Annotated in this window: 13 protein-coding genes; 7 read left to right on the top strand and 6 right to left on the bottom strand. The window is 67.7% G+C overall.

Annotation, left to right across the window (positions count from 1 at the left end; translation table 11 throughout):
- Positions 1 to 9: 9 nt before the first annotated feature.
- A complete protein-coding gene (gene prpB / locus SMAL_RS15410) occupies positions 10 to 903 on the bottom strand; it encodes a methylisocitrate lyase (protein WP_012511842.1) in 894 nt (297 codons plus the stop codon).
- Positions 904 to 1056: 153 nt separating this feature from the next.
- Between prpB and prpR the strand changes: the two genes are divergently transcribed.
- Positions 1057 to 2640, top strand: a complete 1584-nt coding sequence (gene prpR, locus SMAL_RS15415; RefSeq protein ID WP_012511843.1) for a propionate catabolism operon regulatory protein PrpR — start codon at positions 1057 to 1059, stop codon at positions 2638 to 2640.
- Between the two features lie 74 nt (positions 2641 to 2714).
- Here prpR and SMAL_RS15420 read toward each other — a convergent pair whose 3' ends face one another.
- Both SMAL_RS15420 and pdxH read right to left on the bottom strand, forming a co-directional pair.
- Positions 2715 to 3176, bottom strand: coding sequence for a DoxX family protein (locus SMAL_RS15420; protein ID WP_006384211.1), 462 nt, complete (start codon positions 3174 to 3176; stop codon positions 2715 to 2717).
- Positions 3177 to 3381: 205 nt separating this feature from the next.
- The gene (gene pdxH / locus SMAL_RS15425; protein ID WP_012511844.1) at positions 3382 to 3981 is read right to left on the bottom strand and encodes a pyridoxamine 5'-phosphate oxidase; all 600 of its coding nucleotides are present in this window, start codon (positions 3979 to 3981) and stop codon (positions 3382 to 3384) included.
- Between the two features lie 40 nt (positions 3982 to 4021).
- Here pdxH and SMAL_RS15430 point away from each other — a divergent pair, with 40 nt between their 5' ends.
- On the top strand, positions 4022 to 4849 hold the full coding sequence (locus SMAL_RS15430) for a kinase (RefSeq protein ID WP_041864575.1): 828 nt from the start codon (positions 4022 to 4024) through the stop codon (positions 4847 to 4849).
- A 6-nt stretch (positions 4850 to 4855) separates the two neighbouring features.
- Here SMAL_RS15430 and SMAL_RS15435 read toward each other — a convergent pair whose 3' ends face one another.
- A complete protein-coding gene (locus SMAL_RS15435; protein ID WP_012511846.1) occupies positions 4856 to 5059 on the bottom strand; it encodes a dodecin family protein in 204 nt (67 codons plus the stop codon).
- Between the two features lie 99 nt (positions 5060 to 5158).
- Between SMAL_RS15435 and SMAL_RS15440 the strand changes: the two genes are divergently transcribed.
- From SMAL_RS15440 to mdtD, 5 genes are all read left to right on the top strand, one after another.
- Positions 5159 to 5701: a shikimate kinase gene (locus SMAL_RS15440; RefSeq protein WP_006384262.1), complete on the top strand. Its 543-nt coding sequence runs from the start codon at positions 5159 to 5161 to the stop codon at positions 5699 to 5701.
- Positions 5698 to 6810 carry a 3-dehydroquinate synthase gene (gene aroB / locus SMAL_RS15445; RefSeq protein WP_006384265.1) on the top strand — a complete coding sequence of 371 codons (1113 nt, stop codon included), beginning with the start codon at positions 5698 to 5700 and terminating at the stop codon, positions 6808 to 6810. The genes SMAL_RS15440 and aroB overlap by 4 nt, the downstream gene beginning before the upstream one ends.
- A 122-nt stretch (positions 6811 to 6932) precedes the next feature.
- A complete protein-coding gene (locus SMAL_RS15450) occupies positions 6933 to 7172 on the top strand; it encodes a WGR domain-containing protein (protein WP_012511847.1) in 240 nt (79 codons plus the stop codon).
- 26 nt (positions 7173 to 7198) lie between these two features.
- On the top strand, positions 7199 to 8281 hold the full coding sequence (gene hemE / locus SMAL_RS15455) for a uroporphyrinogen decarboxylase (RefSeq protein ID WP_012511848.1): 1083 nt from the start codon (positions 7199 to 7201) through the stop codon (positions 8279 to 8281).
- 92 nt (positions 8282 to 8373) lie between these two features.
- Entirely contained in the window at positions 8374 to 9783 is a 1410-nt protein-coding gene (gene mdtD, locus SMAL_RS15460) for a multidrug transporter subunit MdtD (RefSeq protein WP_012511849.1), read from the top strand.
- Positions 9784 to 10333: 550 nt separating this feature from the next.
- On the opposite strand, the gene SMAL_RS15465 is transcribed toward mdtD, so the two are convergent.
- Together SMAL_RS15465 and SMAL_RS15470 are read right to left on the bottom strand one after the other, a co-directional pair.
- Positions 10334 to 13861, bottom strand: coding sequence for a hybrid sensor histidine kinase/response regulator (locus SMAL_RS15465; RefSeq protein WP_012511850.1), 3528 nt, complete (start codon positions 13859 to 13861; stop codon positions 10334 to 10336).
- Between the two features lie 97 nt (positions 13862 to 13958).
- Positions 13959 to 17504 (bottom strand): hybrid sensor histidine kinase/response regulator, encoded by a 3546-nt coding sequence (locus SMAL_RS15470; RefSeq protein ID WP_012511851.1) that lies wholly within the window; start codon positions 17502 to 17504, stop codon positions 13959 to 13961.
- Positions 17505 to 17654: the final 150 nt, after the last annotated feature.

Below are 17654 nucleotides of genomic sequence, written 5' to 3' on the forward strand. Positions count from 1 at the left end.
GGGTACTGCTTATTTCTTGGCGGCGAACAGTGCATCGAGCTGCTGCTCGAAGGCGTGGTAGCCGATGCGGTCATACAGCTCTTCGCGCGTCTGCATGCTCTCCACCACATTGCGCTGATGGCCATCGCGGCGCACCGCCTGGTAGACATTTTCGGCGGCCTTGTTGGCCGCACGGAACGCTGACAGCGGGAACAGCTGGATGGCCACGCCGGCCGAGGCCAGTTCATCGCGGCTGAACAGCGGGGTGGCACCGAATTCGGTGATGTTGGCCAGCACCGGTACCTTCACCGCGTCGACGAAGCGGCGGTAGGTGTCCAGGTCGTAGGCGGCCTCGGCGAAGATGCCGTCGGCACCCGCCTCAACGCAGGCGATGGCGCGCTCGATGGCCTTGTCCACGCCGTCCACCTGGATGGCGTCGGTGCGCGCGATCAGGAAGAAGTCCGGATCGGTCTTGGCATCGGCAGCCGCCTTCACGCGGTCGACCATTTCACCCTGCGAGACGATCTCCTTGCCGGGGCGGTGACCGCAGCGCTTGGCGCCGACCTGGTCCTCGATGTGGCAGGCGGCCGCGCCGGCCTTGATCAGCGACTTCACGGTGCGCGCGATGTTGAACGCGCTCGGGCCGAAACCGGTATCGATGTCGACCATCAGCGGCAGGTCGCAGACATCGGTGATGCGCCGCACGTCGATCAGCACGTCTTCCAGGGTGTTGATACCCAGGTCCGGCAGGCCCAGCGAACCAGCGGCAACGCCGCCGCCGGACAGGTAGATGGCACGGAAGCCAGCGCGCTTGGCCAGCAGCGCATGGTTGGCGTTGATCGCGCCGATCACCTGCAGCGGCGATTCGGCAGCCAGCGCCTCACGGAAGCGGGCACCGGCGGAGAATGGGGCGGAAGCGGTCATGCGGCAATCCAGGTTGAAGAACGGGAAGGTAGGCGCAAGCACCATGCCAAGCTGCAAGCGGTTGATTTCACGGGGATGACCGGCACGCAACGGTGAAACAAATAAAACATTGAAACGGATGTATCATGAAACACCCCACCCGAACCCGCCGCCATGTACCTGCCCCGATCACCCCTGCGCCACGCCGATACCGACCCCGGCCGCCCGGTGATCTGGACCGTCAGCGTCTCGCGGCTGACCGGCCTGCTCGGCGACGTCATTCCCGAGTTCGACCGCCGCGCACGCATCGAGCAGATCAACCTCGGCTTCGAGGAAGCGGTGGACGTGATCGGGCAGCGCCTGCGTCGCGAGCACTGCGATGTGGTGATCGCCGGCGGCTCCAATGCGGCGTGGCTGCGTGGTCGGCTGGAGCTGCCGCTGGTGCCGATCCAGGCCAACGGCTTCGACCTGATGGAAGCACTGGCGCGCGCGCGACGCATCGCTCCGCGCATCGGCCTGGTCACCCACGCCAGCGATGTACCAGTGTTCAGCAACTTCCAGCAGAGTTTCGGCCTGGATATCGAACATCGCCGCTTCGTCACCCGCGAGGACGCACGAGACTGCATCGCCGACCTGCGCGCCAACGGCATCGAGGTGATCGTCGGCACCGGCATGGCCATCGACCATGCAGAACAGGCCGGTCTGCCCGGGGTGCTGCTGTATTCGGCCGACTCGGTGCGGCAGGCGTTCGAACATGCGCTGGAACTGACCCAGACCCTGGCACGTTCCGGCAGCAACCGCCCTGCCCCGCGCCGGCGCCCGGCAGCGCGTGCCGATGCGCATGAACTACTCGGCGACAGCGACGCGATGGCGCAGGTGCGCGCGCAGATCGCGCTCTACGCCCCACATGACAGCACCGTGCTGGTCAGCGGCGAAACCGGCACCGGCAAGGAACTGGTGGCGCGCCAGCTGCACGCCGCCAGCGGTCGTCGCGGACGCTTCGTGGCACTGAACTGCGGCGCGATCAGCGAATCGCTGCTGGAAGCGGAGCTGTTCGGCTACAGCGATGGCGCCTTCACCGGCGCGCGGCGTGGTGGCCGTGTTGGCCTGGTCGAGGCGGCAGATGGCGGCACCCTGTTCCTGGACGAAATCGGCGAACTGCCGCTACCGCTGCAGACCCGACTGCTGCGGGTGCTGGAGGAACGCGAAGTGCTGCGCGTCGGCGCCACCGAACCCACGCCCGTGGATCTGCGCGTCGTCGCTGCCACGCTGCAGTCACTGGAACAACGTGCCGCCGCCGGAAGTTTCCGCCGTGATCTGTATTACCGCCTGGCCGCGCTGCGTATCGCGCTGCCTTCGCTGCGTGCGCGGCACAGCGATATCCCGCTGTTGGCGCAGCACTTCTTCCGCCAGCTGCGTGGCATCGATGCGCCACTGGATGAGGATGCGCTGGCGGTGCTGACCGCCGCACGTTGGCCCGGCAACGTGCGCGAACTACGCAATCTGGTGGATCGCCTGCGCATCCACTGGCAGCCCGGTGAAGGGCTGATTGATGCCGCGCGACTACTGCAGCTGGCGCCCGAACTGGTGAATGAAGGCGTTTCAGCATTGCCGGTGGAAAGCAACGGCAAGCGCCCACCGCGTGCGCAACTGGAAACGCTGCTGCAGGAACATCGCAATGATCGCGAGGGGATGGCGCAGGCGCTGGGTGTATCGCGCACCACGCTGTGGCGCTGGCTGCGCGCGGAAGGCCTGTAGAGCCGAGCCCATGCTCGGCTGATCTTCCCGCAGAAGCAGCCGAGCATGGGCTCGGCTCTACAGGGTGCGTGCCGTCAGCGTGACCAACGCGCCTCTATCGCAAACCGGCCACTCCCCACCGCCGCAATCCAAAGCAGCAGCACCCCAAGCGGCACTTCGCTGAGGTAGAAGAACCAGCTCAACCAATCCGGCACGCTCAGCCCGGCCGGAATGCGTGCGATGCCATCGGTCAATGCGGCCACCGCGCAGATGCCCGCCAGCAGCAATGCCGAAGGGCGACTGAGCAGCCCCAGCACCAGCAGTCCACCGGCAATCCATTCAATCACACCCAGCACCGGCGCACTGAATACCGGGAACGGAATCCCCGCATCGACCAACGTATGCACCATGCGCTCGCGCCCGGCGTCGGTGAACACCTTGTTCCAGCCGGAGACGCAGAACATCACACCGGCGACGATGCGGGCAAGCAGCAGCAGGTAAGCCTCCACGCCACGACGCGGTGATGGCACCGCAAACAGGCAACGCCAGGAGGGCATGGCAACTCCACAGATTGAAGGCTTCGATTGGAGTGTGCCCGCCAGCTACCTGCTCATACATGAAGCTGACCAGTCCACTCGCAAAAAGCGTGGACTTCTGTAGAGCCGAGCCCGCGCTCAGCTGATGCTCTCGAAGAAGCAGCCGAGCGTGGGCTCGGCTCTACAACAGGCCTCCAACAACCAGCAGGCGTTGCATCGGGCAGCCTTACGGATACAGCAGGCGCTTGCTCCAGCGCCCTTCAGCCCCGGCCTCATAGCACCAGCGCTCATGCAGGCGGAATTGCGCGCCGTACCAGAACTCGATGCGGTCGGGCACCACGCGCAGGCCGCTCCAGCCATCCGGGCGCGGCACGTCCTTGCCTTCGAAGCGGGCTTCGATCTCGGCCACGCGTGCGTCGAATTCCTCGCGCGTCGACAGCGTCTTCGACTGCTGCGAGGCCCAGGCGCCGACCTGGCTCAAGCGCGGGCGGCTGGCGAAGTAGGCATCAGCCTCGGCATCAGCGACCTGCTCGACACGGCCTTCGATGCGCACCTGGATGCCGGCCTCGCGCAGGCTGCGCCACAGGAACAGCAGTGCGGCCTGCGGATTGGCCTGAAGTTCCTGGCCCTTGTGGCTGTCCAGATGGGTGTAGAAGACAAAGCCACGCTCGTCGAAGGCCTTCAGCAGCACGGTACGCGCCGAGGGACGGCCCTGCGTATCGGCGGTGGCCACGGTCATCGCATTCGGCTCGACCTCGCGGCTCTGCTTGGCCTCCTCGAACAGGCCGGCAAACGTGGACAGGGCTTCGGCGTACAGGTCGCTCATGATTGCGTTCTTCTCACACGGATTGGGCTATTGTGGCTGCATGGTCGCTGCTGCGTATATGCCCCAGGTGAAAGGATTCCCCGAAACATTGGCCGAACAGGCGCTGGACGATGCGCTGGCCAGCGATGCAGCAGTTCCAGTATTGGCGATCAGCGGTCTGCAGGGGAGCGGCAAATCGACGCTGGCCGCGCAGGTGGTGGCGCGCGCCCAGGCACGTGGCCTGAACGCGGCCACGCTGTCGATCGATGATGTCTACCTGACCCGCGCACAGCGCCAACGGCTGGCCCGCCAGGTGCACCCATTGCTGATCACCCGCGGCCCGCCCGGCACCCACGACCTGCCGCTGGCCCACGCCGTACTGGACGCGGTGGCCGCACGCCAGCCCTTCGCGATGCCGCGCTTCGACAAGCTCGCCGACGAGCGCCTGCCCGAGGCTCAGTGGCCGCAGCTGCAGCAGCCATTGGACCTGCTGGTGTTCGAAGGCTGGTTCCTCGGCACACCGGCGCAGGATGACAACGCACTGGACAGCCCGTTGAACGCGCTGGAACGCGAGGCCGACGCCGATGGTCGTTGGCGCCGCTGGTGCAACCAGGCACTGGCCCGCGACTACCCGGCGTTGTGGCAGCGCTGCGACCGCCTGTGGTTCCTGCAGCCGCCGGATTTTTCGGTGGTGCCGCGCTGGCGCTGGCAGCAGGAGCAGAACCTGCAGGCGGCGCAGCCGGGCCGGCACGGCATGAGCCGGCCGCAGCTGGAGCGCTTCGTGCAGTATTACGAGCGGGTCAGCCGGCAGGCACTGCATGCCCTGCCCGGCCTGGCCGACCACGTGGTGGTGCTGGACGGCCAGCGCCAGGTGCAGGCGGTGCGCTGAGGGCGCCTATTCCACCAGGAACGTCACCCGCAGATTGACCCGCCATTCGGTGATTTCGCCGTTGCCATCGGTCACCACCTTGGTTTCGTTGATCCAGGCGCCCTGGATGCCCTTGACCGTCCCGGATACCTTCTTCAAGCCACTGCGCACGGCATCCTCCACGCTCTTGGGCGAGGACGCATTGATTTCGATGACCTTGGCGACCGTCATGACTGCTGCTCCGTCAGGCGCGGGAGAGCCCCGCAGTAACGCCCAGCTTGACGTGAAGAACGTAAAGGCCAAGGCACGGAGGTGTTAGGATCAGAGGGCATGAATCCTGCTCCGAACCTGATCCTGATCGGCCCGATGGGCGCCGGTAAAACCTGCATCGGCCGCCGCCTGGCCGAGCGCTTCACGCTGGACTTCGTCGATGTCGACCAGGCCATCGTCGATGCCGCCGGCGCCAGCATCCCGACGATCTTCGAGCACTCGGGCGAAACCGGCTTCCGCAGCCATGAGCGTGAGGCGCTTGCTCGCGTACTGGAAGGCCGTGGCCAGCTGGTCTCCACCGGTGGCGGCGCCGTACTGGATCCGGACAACCGTGCACTGATCGCCCGGCGCGGCTTCGTGGTCTACCTCCGGGTCAGCGTGGCCGAACAGCTGGAGCGCCTGGCCCGCGACAAGGGCCGGCCGCTGCTGCAGCGCCCTGACCGCGAGCAGGTGCTGCACGATCTGGCCGCACACCGCGACCCGCTGTACCGCGAGCTGGCCGACCTCATCCTCGATACCGACCCGTACACCGCTGCCGATGCGACCGCCCAGCTGGTGGTCAAGCTGGCCACGCAATGGCAGCGCCAGGACCTGACCGCATGACTTCCCCCGCCCTGTTGCAGGTCGCCGTTGGCGGCGACCGCCCCTACTCCATCACCATCGGCGCTGGCGCGCAGGCCGACGGCACCGCGCTGGCCTCGCATGTGCGCGGCCGCCATGTGCTTTTGCTCAGCGACAGCGAAGTGGCTCCACGCTACCTGGCCGCCGTGAAGCAGACGCTGCTGGCCGCACGCCCCGACCTGATCGTCGGCGAGCACGTGCTGGCCGCCGGCGAAGCCTCCAAGACCCTGGCCGAATTCGGCCGCACGATCGAAGCGCTGGCCGCGCTCGGCGCCACCCGAGATGCCTGCGTGTTCGCCCTCGGCGGCGGCGTGGTTGGTGACCTCGCCGGATTCGCCGCCGCCTGCTGGATGCGCGGCGTGGACTGCGTGCAACTGCCGACCACCCTGCTGGCGATGGTCGATTCGTCGGTGGGCGGCAAGACCGCGGTCGACATTCCAGCCGGCAAGAACCTGGTCGGCGCGTTCCATCCCCCCCGCGCGGTGATCGCCGATACCCTCGTGCTGGCCACCCTGCCGTCGCGCGAACTGCGCGCTGGCCTGGCCGAAGTGGTGAAGTACGGTGCACTGGGCGACGCGGTGTTCTTCGAATGGCTGCAGCAGCACGCCGATGCGCTGCTGGCCGGCGAGGATGCAGTGCTGGCCGAGGCCATCGCGCGCAGCTGCCGGCACAAGGCCGCCATCGTCGAGCGCGATCCGTTCGAGAAAGGCGAGCGCGCCCTTCTCAACCTTGGCCACACCTTCGGCCACGCCATCGAGACCGAACAGGGCTACTCCGCTCCCGGCCGCGATGCACTGAACCATGGCGAGGCGGTGGCGGTGGGCATGGTGCTGGCGGCGAAGCTGTCCACCGACCTGGGCCTGGCCGAGGATGCCGACCGTGCACGCCTGCAGATGCTGCTGGAACGCCTCGGCCTGCCGGTGGCGATCCCGGCCGGACTGGACCCGCAGGCCCTGCTCGGCCGCATGCGGCTGGACAAGAAGAACGTGGCCGGCCGCCTGCGCCTGGTGCTGTGGCGCGGCATCGGCCGTGCTGAAGTGGTGCCGGACGTGGACGAGGCGGCGGTGCTGAAGGTGCTGGGCGCGGCCTGACCGTTTCCGTGTTCGCCGGGCATGGCCCGGCGCTACCGGGGAGGTTTCATGAAGTTGCCGGCCAACGGCCGGCACGACCGCGTTGCGGCCGGGGTCACCCTGGCCCCGCTACAATCGGCGCCATGCACGTTTACCTGCAACATCCCGACGCCGGTGCGCAGGCACCGCGCTTCCTGCGCCTGAGCCTGCAGCCGGACCTGTTCGGCGGCTGGGAGCTGCTGCGCGAGAGCGGTCGCGCCGGTGGTCGCTCGCAGCTGCGGCGCGAGCTGTACCTGCAGGCCGATGAAGCCCGCCACGCTTTCGAGAAGGCCCGTGATGCCGAACTGCATCGCGGCTTCCAGATTCTTCCGCACGGCGACTGACGCCGCTGCCAACTTTCGCCCAAGGAATGCCCATCGTGACCAGCCCTCTCCGCAACGATCGCCTGCTGCGCGCCCTGCGCCGCGAACCGGTGGACTGCACCCCCGTCTGGCTGATGCGCCAGGCCGGCCGCTACCTGCCGGAGTACCGCGCGACCCGGGCCAAGGCCGGCAGCTTCCTGGCCATGGCCAAGAACCCGGAGATCGCCTGCGAAGTCACCCTGCAGCCGCTGCGCCGCTTCCCGCTGGACGCTGCGATCCTGTTCTCGGACATCCTCACCATTCCCGATGCGATGGGCCTGGAGCTGTACTTCGTCGAAGGCGAAGGCCCGAAGTTCCGCCACCCGGTGCGTGATGAAGCCGCCATCGCCAAACTGGCGGTGCCGGACATGGAACAGGACCTGGGTTACGTGATGGACGCAGTGCGTCTGATCCGCCGCGAACTGGACGGCCAGGTACCGCTGATCGGCTTCTCCGGCAGCCCCTGGACGCTGGCCTGCTACATGGTGGAAGGCGGCGGCAGCAAGGATTTCGCGCGCATCAAGGCGATGGCACTGAACCATCCGCAGGCCCTGCACCGCCTGCTGGAAGTCACCACCGAGGCGGTGATCGCCTACCTCGGCGCGCAGCGCGCGGCCGGTGCACAGGCACTGCAGGTGTTCGATACCTGGGGCGGCGTGCTGTCGCCGTCGATGTATCGCGAGTTCTCGCTGCGCTACCTGCAGCGCATCGCCGAGGGCCTGGAGCGCGGCGAAGGCAACGAGCGCACGCCGCTGATCCTGTTCGGCAAGGGTACCGGCCTGCACCTGGAGGCGCTGTCGCAGACCGGTGCCGATGCACTGGGCCTGGACTGGACGCTGGACCTGGACGAAGCGATGCGCCGCACCGGTGGCCGCGTCGCCCTGCAGGGCAACCTCGACCCGACCACGCTGTACGCCTCGCCGGATGCGATCGCCGCCGCAGCAGCACGCGTGCTCGACACCTATGCCGCCGGCAATGGCGGCTCGCGCGAGGGCCATGTGTTCAACCTCGGCCACGGCATGTCGCCGGACATGGACCCGGCGCACGTGCAGGTGCTGGTCGACGCGGTGCACGCGCACAGCCAGCGCTGAGCATTGCGCATGCGGTTGCGGCGCGATGTTGATCGCGCCGTGACCCGCGGTGCGCGATCATGGCGTCCCCCACGCTGCACCGGCCACACCCCATGTCCACATCGCCATCGACCTACACCCGCCAGCGCCCCTTGCTGTGGCTGGTTTCGTTGGCGATCTTCATGCAGATGCTGGACTCGACCATCGTCAACACGGCCTTGCCGGCGATGGCGGCCAGCCTGGGCGAAAGCCCGCTGCAGATGCAGTCGGTGGTGTTCAGCTACGCGCTGGCGGTGGCCACTTTCATCCCTGCCTCCGGCTGGATTGCCGACCGCTACGGCACGCGTCGTACCTTCCTGGTAGCGATCATCCTGTTCACCCTCGGCTCGCTGGCCTGCGCGCTGGCCCAGCACCTGCACCAGCTGGTTGGGGCACGTGTGCTGCAGGGTATCGGCGGTGCAATGCTGCTGCCGGTCGGCCGCTTGGCAGTGATGCGTTCGGTGCCACGCGAGGACTTCCTGCGCGCGATGAGCTTCATCGCCATCCCCGCGCTGGTCGGCCCGTTGATCGGCCCGACGTTGGGTGGCTGGCTGGTCGAGATCGCATCGTGGCACTGGGTGTTCCTGATCAACCTGCCGATCGGCGTGATCGGTTTCATCGCCGCGATGAAGATCATGCCCGACCACTACGCCAGCCATCGCACCCGTTTCGACCTGCGCGGCTACATCATGCTGGCCTTCGCGATGGTGGTGCTGTCGCTGGCGCTGGACGGCATCTCCGGGCTCGGTACGCCACACGCGTTGGTGATGCTGATGACCGTGGCCGGCCTGGCGGCGCTGGTGGGTTACTGGCTGCACGCCGCCAACTCGACCGCGCCGTTGTTCTCGCTGGCGCTGTTCCGCGTGCCCAGCTACCGCATCGGCATCCTTGGCAATCTGTTCTCACGCATCGGCAGCAGCGCCATGCCGATGCTGATCCCGTTGCTGCTGCAGGTCGGCCTCGGCCTCGGCCCGATGAACGCAGGACTGATGATGGTGCCGGTGGCGGCCGCCGGCATGGTCTCAAAGAAGCTGGCGGTGAAGCTGGTCGAGCGCTACGGCTACCGCCGCGTGCTGATGGTCAACACCGTGCTGGTGGGCCTGGCGATGGCCAGCTTCATCCTGATGACGCCCGGCCAGCACCTGGCCTGGCGCCTGCTGCAGCTGGCCTTCTTCGGCGCGGTCAATTCGCTGCAGTTCACCGTGATGAACACCGTGACCCTGCGTGATCTGGACCGCGAATTCGCCAGTTCCGGCAACAGCCTGCTGTCGATGGTGATGATGCTCGCAGCCGGTTTCGGTGCCGCCGCCGCCGGCAGCCTGCTGGCCGCGTTCGGCAGTCACCTGGACAGCGACAGTGCGACGTCGGCGCTGCACGCCACCTTCCTGTGCGTGGGTGCGATCACCCTGACCTCGACGATGATCTTCTGGCAGCTGCCCGATACCAAGCCGGAGCCACGGCAGGTCGAGCACGTCGCGGAGTGAGGGGGTTCGGCAGGGTTGCACCCTGCGCCCGCAGAGGCCCAACCCGAAGCAACAGCAACAGCAACAGCGAGCATTCCGTGGGATGGCGGGGCGGTGTGGGCTTGCAGGACACGCCGTAAACCCGTCCATGGGGGCTCGATGGCGCCATCCATGGCGCCAACGGTCCTGCAAGCCCACACCGCCCCACCTCTGACAGGTTCACGCGGCTGTGGGTAACGGCGACTGTTGGAACGCGCGGTTGTTGGTAGGTGTCGACCTTGGTCGACACATCTGTCAGATATCGAATTCCAGATTGGGGTCAGAGCCCGTTGCGCGCCAACGGGATCCGACCCCGTGCTCCGACAGATCGCGGAAAACTGTCGAAGGCGGAGAGGGTCCGGTTGCGGGAGTGTCCGCTGCATGGATGCCGCGGCCAAGTTCCGGGGGTCACTTCATGGACGGGTTTACGGCGTCTCCCGCCACCGGACCCACCCCGCCATCGCATGGAATGCACGCTTTTGACGTTGACGTTGATCCGGCGGGTGCAGGGCCGCAGGCCCTGCCGAACCCTCTACCGTCCCATGATCCTGGCAATCGCTTCCACCAGCAGCTCCCCGGTCACCGGCTTGCGCAGGAAGCCACCGATACCGGCCGCTTCCACCTGCTGCTGCAGGTCCGGGTCGGTACGCGCGGTCACCGCCAGCAGCGGCAGCATGTAGCCCTGGTTGCGCAGGTGCTGGGCCAGCTCGAAACCACTCAGTCCCGGCAGGTCCAGGTCCAGCAGGCCGACGTCGAAGTCACCGGCACTGATCTCGCGCAACGCCGCCAGCGCGTGGCCGGCATGTACCACGTCATGCCCACGCGCGCTCAACAGTCCGCGCACCACGTCGGCCACGGTGGCGTCGTCCTCCACCAGCAGCACCCGCAACGGCGGCATGTTCGCCGCTTCCTCGCGGTGCGCTTCGCCAGCGGCTTCGGCGTCGGCGTCGACCACCAGCGGCAACGGCAGGGTCACGCCGAAACAGGTGCCCCGCCCCAGCTGGCTCTCGACCTGGATCCGGCCCTGCATGGCCTGCGCCAGCTCGCGGCAGATTGCCAGGCCCAGGCCGCTGCCGCCGTACTGCGCGGCGGTGCGCGCACCATCGGCCTGCTCGAAGCGGCGGAACAGGCGTTGCTGTTGTTCCTGGCTGATGCCCGGACCGGTATCGCGTACCTCGAAGTGCAGCGCGCGCAGTTCGCCATCGCTGCGCGCGTGCAGGGTGATGGTGCCGCGGCTGGTGAACTTCACCGCGTTCGACAGCAGGTTGAGCAGGATCTGGCGGACCCGCATCGCATCACCGGTCGCCTGCAGCCCCGGTGGCAACTGGTTGTCCAGGGTGAAGCGCAGGCCCTTCTGCGCGGCCAGCGGTCCCATCAACGCGGCCAGGTCCTGCAGCAGGCGACTCAACGCGAACGGCTTGGACTGCAGTTCCAGCCTGCCCGATTCGATCCGCGCCAGGTCCAGCGCATCATTGACCAGATGCAGCAGGTGTTCACCGGCGTGGCGGATCGACTGCGTGTAGCCGCGCTGCTGCGGATCCAGCGGCGAGGCCAGCAGCAGTTCGCTCATGCCCAGCACACCGGTCATCGGCGTGCGGATCTCATGGCCGAGGTTGGCCAGGAAACGGGTCTTGGCGGCGGAGGCCTGTTCGGCCAGCTCCTGCTTGTGCAGCGCCAGCTGGTAGGCATGGCGACGCTGCAGGCGGCGGCGATACAGCCAGGCGAACCAGCTGGTCAGCAGCAGTGCGATCGACGCCAGCACCAGCAACCCGGACAGGCTGCGCCACCACGGCGGCTGCACGCGAAACTCCAGGCTCTGCACCCGAGACCAGACATGGTCGGCCGAGCGCGCCTGCACTTCCAGGCGATAGCTGCCCGGTGGCAGCCGCGAGAACAGGCGCTCACCGGCCGGCCCCACTTCAACCCAATCCGGGTCGTAGCCGGCCAGCCGGTAGCGATAGGTGTTGGAGGCCGAATCCGCAAACGACAGCAGGCGCGCGACGATGCGCAGGTCGCGGTCGCCATCGGCAATCTGCAACGGGGTGTCATGGGTCAGGTCCAGCACCTGCTCGTTGCGGCGCACCTCGACACGCTCGATCACCAGCGGTGCACGCCGCACCGACGGCCGCACCTGTTCCGGGTCGAACACCACCACGCCGGCCGGCGTGCCCGCCACCAGGTGCCCGTCGCCCGAGGTCGTCAGTGTGTGCTCGCGGAATTCCTGGCTGGGCAGGCCGTCGTGCACGCCATACAGACGCACGCTCTGGCCATCGGCACCCACCCGCACCAGCCCACGTGCACTGGTTGCCCAGGCCACGCCCTGCGCGTCGACCACCAGGCCAGAGGCGGAGATCGCCGGATAGCCCTGCTCGGCACCGATCACAGCCTGCCGTTCCAGGCGCCCCTGGCTCCAGCGATAACGCGACAGACGCCCGTCTTCGGACAGCCAGACCTGGCCATCGCGGCCCACGTGCAGTGCGTGGATCGCCGTGGCCGGTGCACCGGGCACCGGCTGGAATCGTTCGCTCTCCGGCAACCACTGCAGCAGGCCACGGCTGCTGGCCAGCCAGATGTGGTCCTGCGGGCCGCATTCCACGTCGAGGTTGAGTTGCCCCTGCTGCAATCCACGCTGGCCATTGTCCAGCTGCCGGCGCAGGCGCCCATCCAGATCACGCTGCTGCAGGCCGGCCGGCAGCATCAGCCAGAGGCTGTCGCCATCGCAGGTCATCATCGATTCGATGACCCCTTCCATGGTCGCGTCGGCGCCAGCGTCACGGCCCCACCGGCGCAGGTCGCGACGCTTGGGGTCGTAGCGCATCAGCGCGTCGGTCGAGCCGATCCAGACCTGGCCACGCCGGTCCTCGCGCACCGAGGTCAGCCAGTACATGCCATTGACCCAGGTGCGGTGCTGCTCGATCCTGCCGGTCTTCGGGTCGAAACGGTCCAGCGCGCCGTGGCTGCCCACCGTCCAGATGCCGCCATTGCTGGAGGGACTGGTCCCGAGCACGAAAGCATTGCGCAGCGAACTGGCATCGTCCTCCAGCCGCGACAGCACCGAGAACTGCCACCAGCGCGGCAGCAGGTGCCACAGGCCTGCATTGGTGCTGGCCAGCCAGATGCCGCCTTCGCGGTCCTCGTAGGCGCCGGTCCAGTTCGGCCGTACCGGGCCGCGCGCAACCGCGCTGTACAGCGGAACGGTCTGGTACTGGCCGTCCACGGCCCGGCCCAGGCCACTGCGGGTATCCAGCCAATGCCCGCCCTGCTCGTCGCGCAGCATCATGCCGAGCACCTGTTCGCCCTGCGGCAGCTTCCACGGCAATGTTTCGAAACGACCATCGGGACGACGCACGGTGGCGCCGGCCATCGTGCTGATCCACAGGCTGCCATCGGGTTCGCTGGTCAGGCCGTTGATCAGCAGGCTGGGAATCACGTCGGCGCCGATGCGCTCGAAATCGGTGCCGGTCCAGCGCGCCACGCCATGCTTGGTACCAACCCACAGGCTGCCATCGGCCAGCGTGACCAGGTACGGCACCGACGCAGCAGGCAGGCTGCGCGGATTGTTCGCCTCCGGCAGGAAGCGCTGCAGGCGGTCCTGGCTGTCCAGGCGGTACAGGCCGCCTTCGTGGGTACCGAACCAGATCGAGCCGTCAGGCGTGGTTGCCAGGCTCCAGATGGTGTTGGTGCCCATCAGCGGCTGGCTGCTGCGGTCGTAGAAATGCAGTTGCCGGCGGTCGGCCGACATCCGCACCAGGCCGGCGTTCTCGGTACCGATCCAGAGTTGGTTGCGCGCATCCACCAGCACCGTCCAGATGCGGTTGTCGCGCAGCCCGTCTTCCGAGCGCCAGATCCGGTAGTTGCGGCCGTCGTAGCGGGCCAGACCGTCGTTGGTGGCGATCCACAGGTAGCCGTAGCGGTCCTCGGCCATGCGGTTGACGGTATTGGATGGCAGGCCATCGAACACGGTGACCTGGCGCGGGCTCGGCGGCACCGGCTGCGCCGCAGCAGGCGACAGGCAGCACAGGAGGACCAGCAGCAGCATCGCCGCCCGCAGATACACCACCGATTGCCTCCTCACGCTGCTTCTGATGGATTCCCGCGCTGCGGGCGTCGGCATGGTAAACCGAAAGTCACGCCGTTCGCGTCCGGCACCGACGCTTTCAATGTGGGACCTGTCGTTTTGCGCGAGCCTGGGCAATCGCGGTCACCAGCAGGTCGCCGGTGACCGGCTTGCGCAGGAAACCATCGAAACCGGCCGCAAGCACCTGGCTTTCGGCATAGGCGTCGGAGCGTGCGGTAACCGCCACCAGCGGTAGTTCATAGCCCATGGTGCGCAGCTGGCGGGCGATCGCGGTTCCATCCAGGGCAGGCAGGTCGAGGTCGAGCAGGCCGACATCGAAGCCATCGGTAGCGATCTCGGACAAGGCTCCCAGCCCATGCAGCACATGCACCACCTCGTGGCCACGGCCACGCAGCAGGCCGGCGATGACCTCGGCCACGGTGGCATCGTCTTCGACCAGCAGGATGCGCAAGGGCGGCAGTACCGGCATCGCCGGAGAGTCGCCCTGCGCGTTGGCCGCCTGCCGGGTCCACGGCAACGGCAGGCGCACCTGGAAGCGCGCGCCCTTGCCCGGCTGGCTGTCCACTTCGATGCGCCCGCCCATCGCCACCGCCAGTTCCTGGCAGATCGCCAGGCCCAGGCCGCTGCCACCATAGCGCGACGCCGTGCGCGGCCCCTCGGCCTGCTCGAAGCGATGGAACAAGCGCTCCTGCTGCTCGGCATTGATACCCGGACCACTGTCGTGCACCTCGAAGCAGAGGCCAGCACCGTTGTCATCCAGGCGCACGGCCAGGCCAACGTGGCCACGTTCAGTGAACTTGATCGCATTGCCCAGCAGGTTGAGCAGGATCTGGCGCACGCGCATCTCATCACCGCTGACGCTGATCGGCCCGGGCGGATCGTCGCCCCGCTGGAAAGCCAGCTGACGCTGCCGTGCCATCGGCTGCATCAGGGCCTGCACCTGGTCGAGCAGGCCGGCCAGGTCGAACGGACGCAGGTCCAGCTCCAGCCGCCCAGCCTCGATGCGGGCCAGGTCCAGCGCGTCGTTGACCAGCCGCAACAGGTGGCTGCCCGCCTGCTGGATCGAGCCGGCGTAACTGCGCTGCACCGGGTCCAGCGGCGTGGCCAGCAGCAGCTCGCTCATGCCCAGCACGCCCGTCATCGGTGTGCGCACTTCGTGGCCCAGTGTGGCCAGGAAACGGCTCTTGGCCTGCGACGCCTGCTCGGCCAGCTGCTGCTTGTGCACGGTCAGCTGCCACTGCTGGCGGCGACGCAGGCGCGCCCGGATCGACCACACCAGGGTCACCAGCAGCAACGAACCAAGCAGGATATAGCCGAAGATCGCCATGCCGCTGCGCCACCACGGCGGCAGCACCTTCACCTGCAGTCGCTGTGATGGTGTCCATGCGCCGCTGGCGGTCGCCGCCTGCACTTCGATGACATAACTGCCGGTGGGCAACCGCGAGAGCGTACGCTGGCCGTCGCCGCCCTGCTCGACCCAGTTCTGGTCGTAGCCGCGCACCCGGAAGCGATAGCGGTTGCCCTGCGGGTTGGCATAGGACAGCAACCGTGCATCGATCTGCAGATCACGATCATCCGGCCCCAGCAGCAGGGTGCCGGTGTTAGGCAGCGGCTGCCAGCCGCGGGCATCGTCACGGCGCACGCGTACCTCGGCAATCACCAACGACGAAGGCGGCAGCACCGCGTCGACCGAGTTCACATCGAATGCGACCAGGCCGGTCTGGCTCACCGCCAGCACACGACCATCGGCATTCACCGCCGGCGGCCGGCTGGTGAACTCGGCATCGGACAGGCCATCGCGTTCGTTGAACTGCTGCAGGCGCCGCGCCTTGGGATCCCAGCGCAGCAGGCCGCGCGGCGTGGTTGCCCACAGGCGGCCGTCATCGGCCAGCGCCAGCCCGCCCATGCTGACCGCGGGCACACCGGCACCGCCATCAACACGCTGGATCAGGCGCAGGCTCATGCCATCCCACTGGTAGCGCTCGAGCGCGCCCTGCCGGGCCAGCCACAACTGTTGCGGATCAATCCATACCAGGTCGTAGATGAGCCCACGCGAGACACCTGGCACTGCTTCAAATCGTCCCGCGTGCTCGCGCCAGAGGCCCATGTCGCCCATCACCCAGGCCTGGCCATGGGCGTCGAAACGGATCTGCTCGATCGGTGAATCGGCGGTGCCACGGATGTCATCCAGCGGGAAACTGCGCAGCAGCCGGCCGTCGGCGCTGCGCTGCTGCAGGCCCAGGTTCATCACCGACAGCCAGACCGTGCCATCCGGCGCCTGCCGCATCAGATCGATGCGCTGGCGCAGGTCGGCGCCGCCATCGATGCGCCAGTCGTGCAGCGCACGGGTGGCCGGATCGTACACGCTGATGCGGCCCGCGCGGCCCAGCCACAGGCCCCCGTCCGGTCGCGGCAGCACCGACCACACCGCCCCGCTGCCGATCTCGCGATCGCTGGCCAGCAGGCGCAGCGTGCCCTGAGCATCCAACTGGTACACGCCATGCGCTGAGCCGACGTAGTAATTCCGGCCATCACTGGCTGCACTCAGCAGGTACTGGCTGTCCAGCGGCTTGCCGTCAAGCTGGTTCCAGATCGAAAACCGGCGCCAGTCCGGCGGCAGGTAGGCCAGGCCCTGGGTCAGCAGCGCCACCCACAGTCCCCCTTCATGGTCCTGCAGCAGATCAAGCACACCGCTTTGCGCGGTCAGGAAGCCGCTGCCACGGTCCCCCTCGAGCCGGCGCAGCGTGCCGGCATCGCCGCGCAGCAGGCCATCGGACGTACCGGCCCAGTAGCCGCCCTGGCGATCGGCCAGCACCAGTGCCGAACGCAGGCTGGCGCTGTCGGCCCAGCGCGGACGACTGACCCGGTCCTGCGCATCGATGCGGTACAGGCCCTCGTTCTGGCTGCCGACCCAGATCGAGCCGTCAGGATCCCGGCTCAGCCGCAGCACGCTCAGCGTACCCAGCTCGCGTGGGGCCACCGCCTCGAAGCTGCTGCCGTTCCAGCGCGCCAACCCCGCTTCGGTGCCGATCCACAGACGGCCCTTTGCATCGACCAGGCTGCTGAAGATGGTGTTGCTGGGCAGTCCACCGGGATGCCCCGGATCATGCTGGAAGAAGCGCAGGCTGCCGTCCTCGCCGAAACGGCAGACACCATGGCCGCTGGTACCGATCCAGAGGGCATCCTCGGCATAGGCCAGGGTCCAGAACTGGCTCATGCACGGGCCATTGACCGTGTCGAAGGTCTTGAAGCGCTCGCGATCGGCATCCAGGCGCGCCACGCCCTTGCCGTTGATACCCACCCATACGCGATCCAGCGGATCGACCAGCAGGGTCTCGATCTCGTTGCCGGGCAGCGAGCCCGGCTGATCCGGATCGTGCTCCCAGACCCTCAGGCCGCCCCCGTCGTAGCGCACCAGGCCGCCGTCGGTAGCCGCCCAGATATGCCCCTGGCGATCCTCTGCCAGGGCCAGCACCATGCGCGACGGCAAGCCTTCGGCGGCACCAAAGCGGCGCAGGCGTGGTGTTTCCGCCATGTCCAAGGTGGCAGCTGCCACGGCAAACGCCATCAGCAGCAGCCCCGTACCCGCGATGCCTTGGCACCACAGGCGCCAGCCGCTCGTCATCCTGAACCCCCTGTCCTGTCCCGATTGTCACACAGGGCCAGGTCCATCGCTGCAACAGCCTGTTTCCAGAGGCAATACCACCACGAACTGTTGCAGCCGTGCACGCAACGTTGGCAGGGGGCTATGCGTATGATCGCAGCGTCCCCCTTC

The sequence above is a fragment of the Stenotrophomonas maltophilia R551-3 genome (assembly GCF_000020665.1).
Taxonomy (GTDB): domain Bacteria; phylum Pseudomonadota; class Gammaproteobacteria; order Xanthomonadales; family Xanthomonadaceae; genus Stenotrophomonas; species Stenotrophomonas maltophilia_L.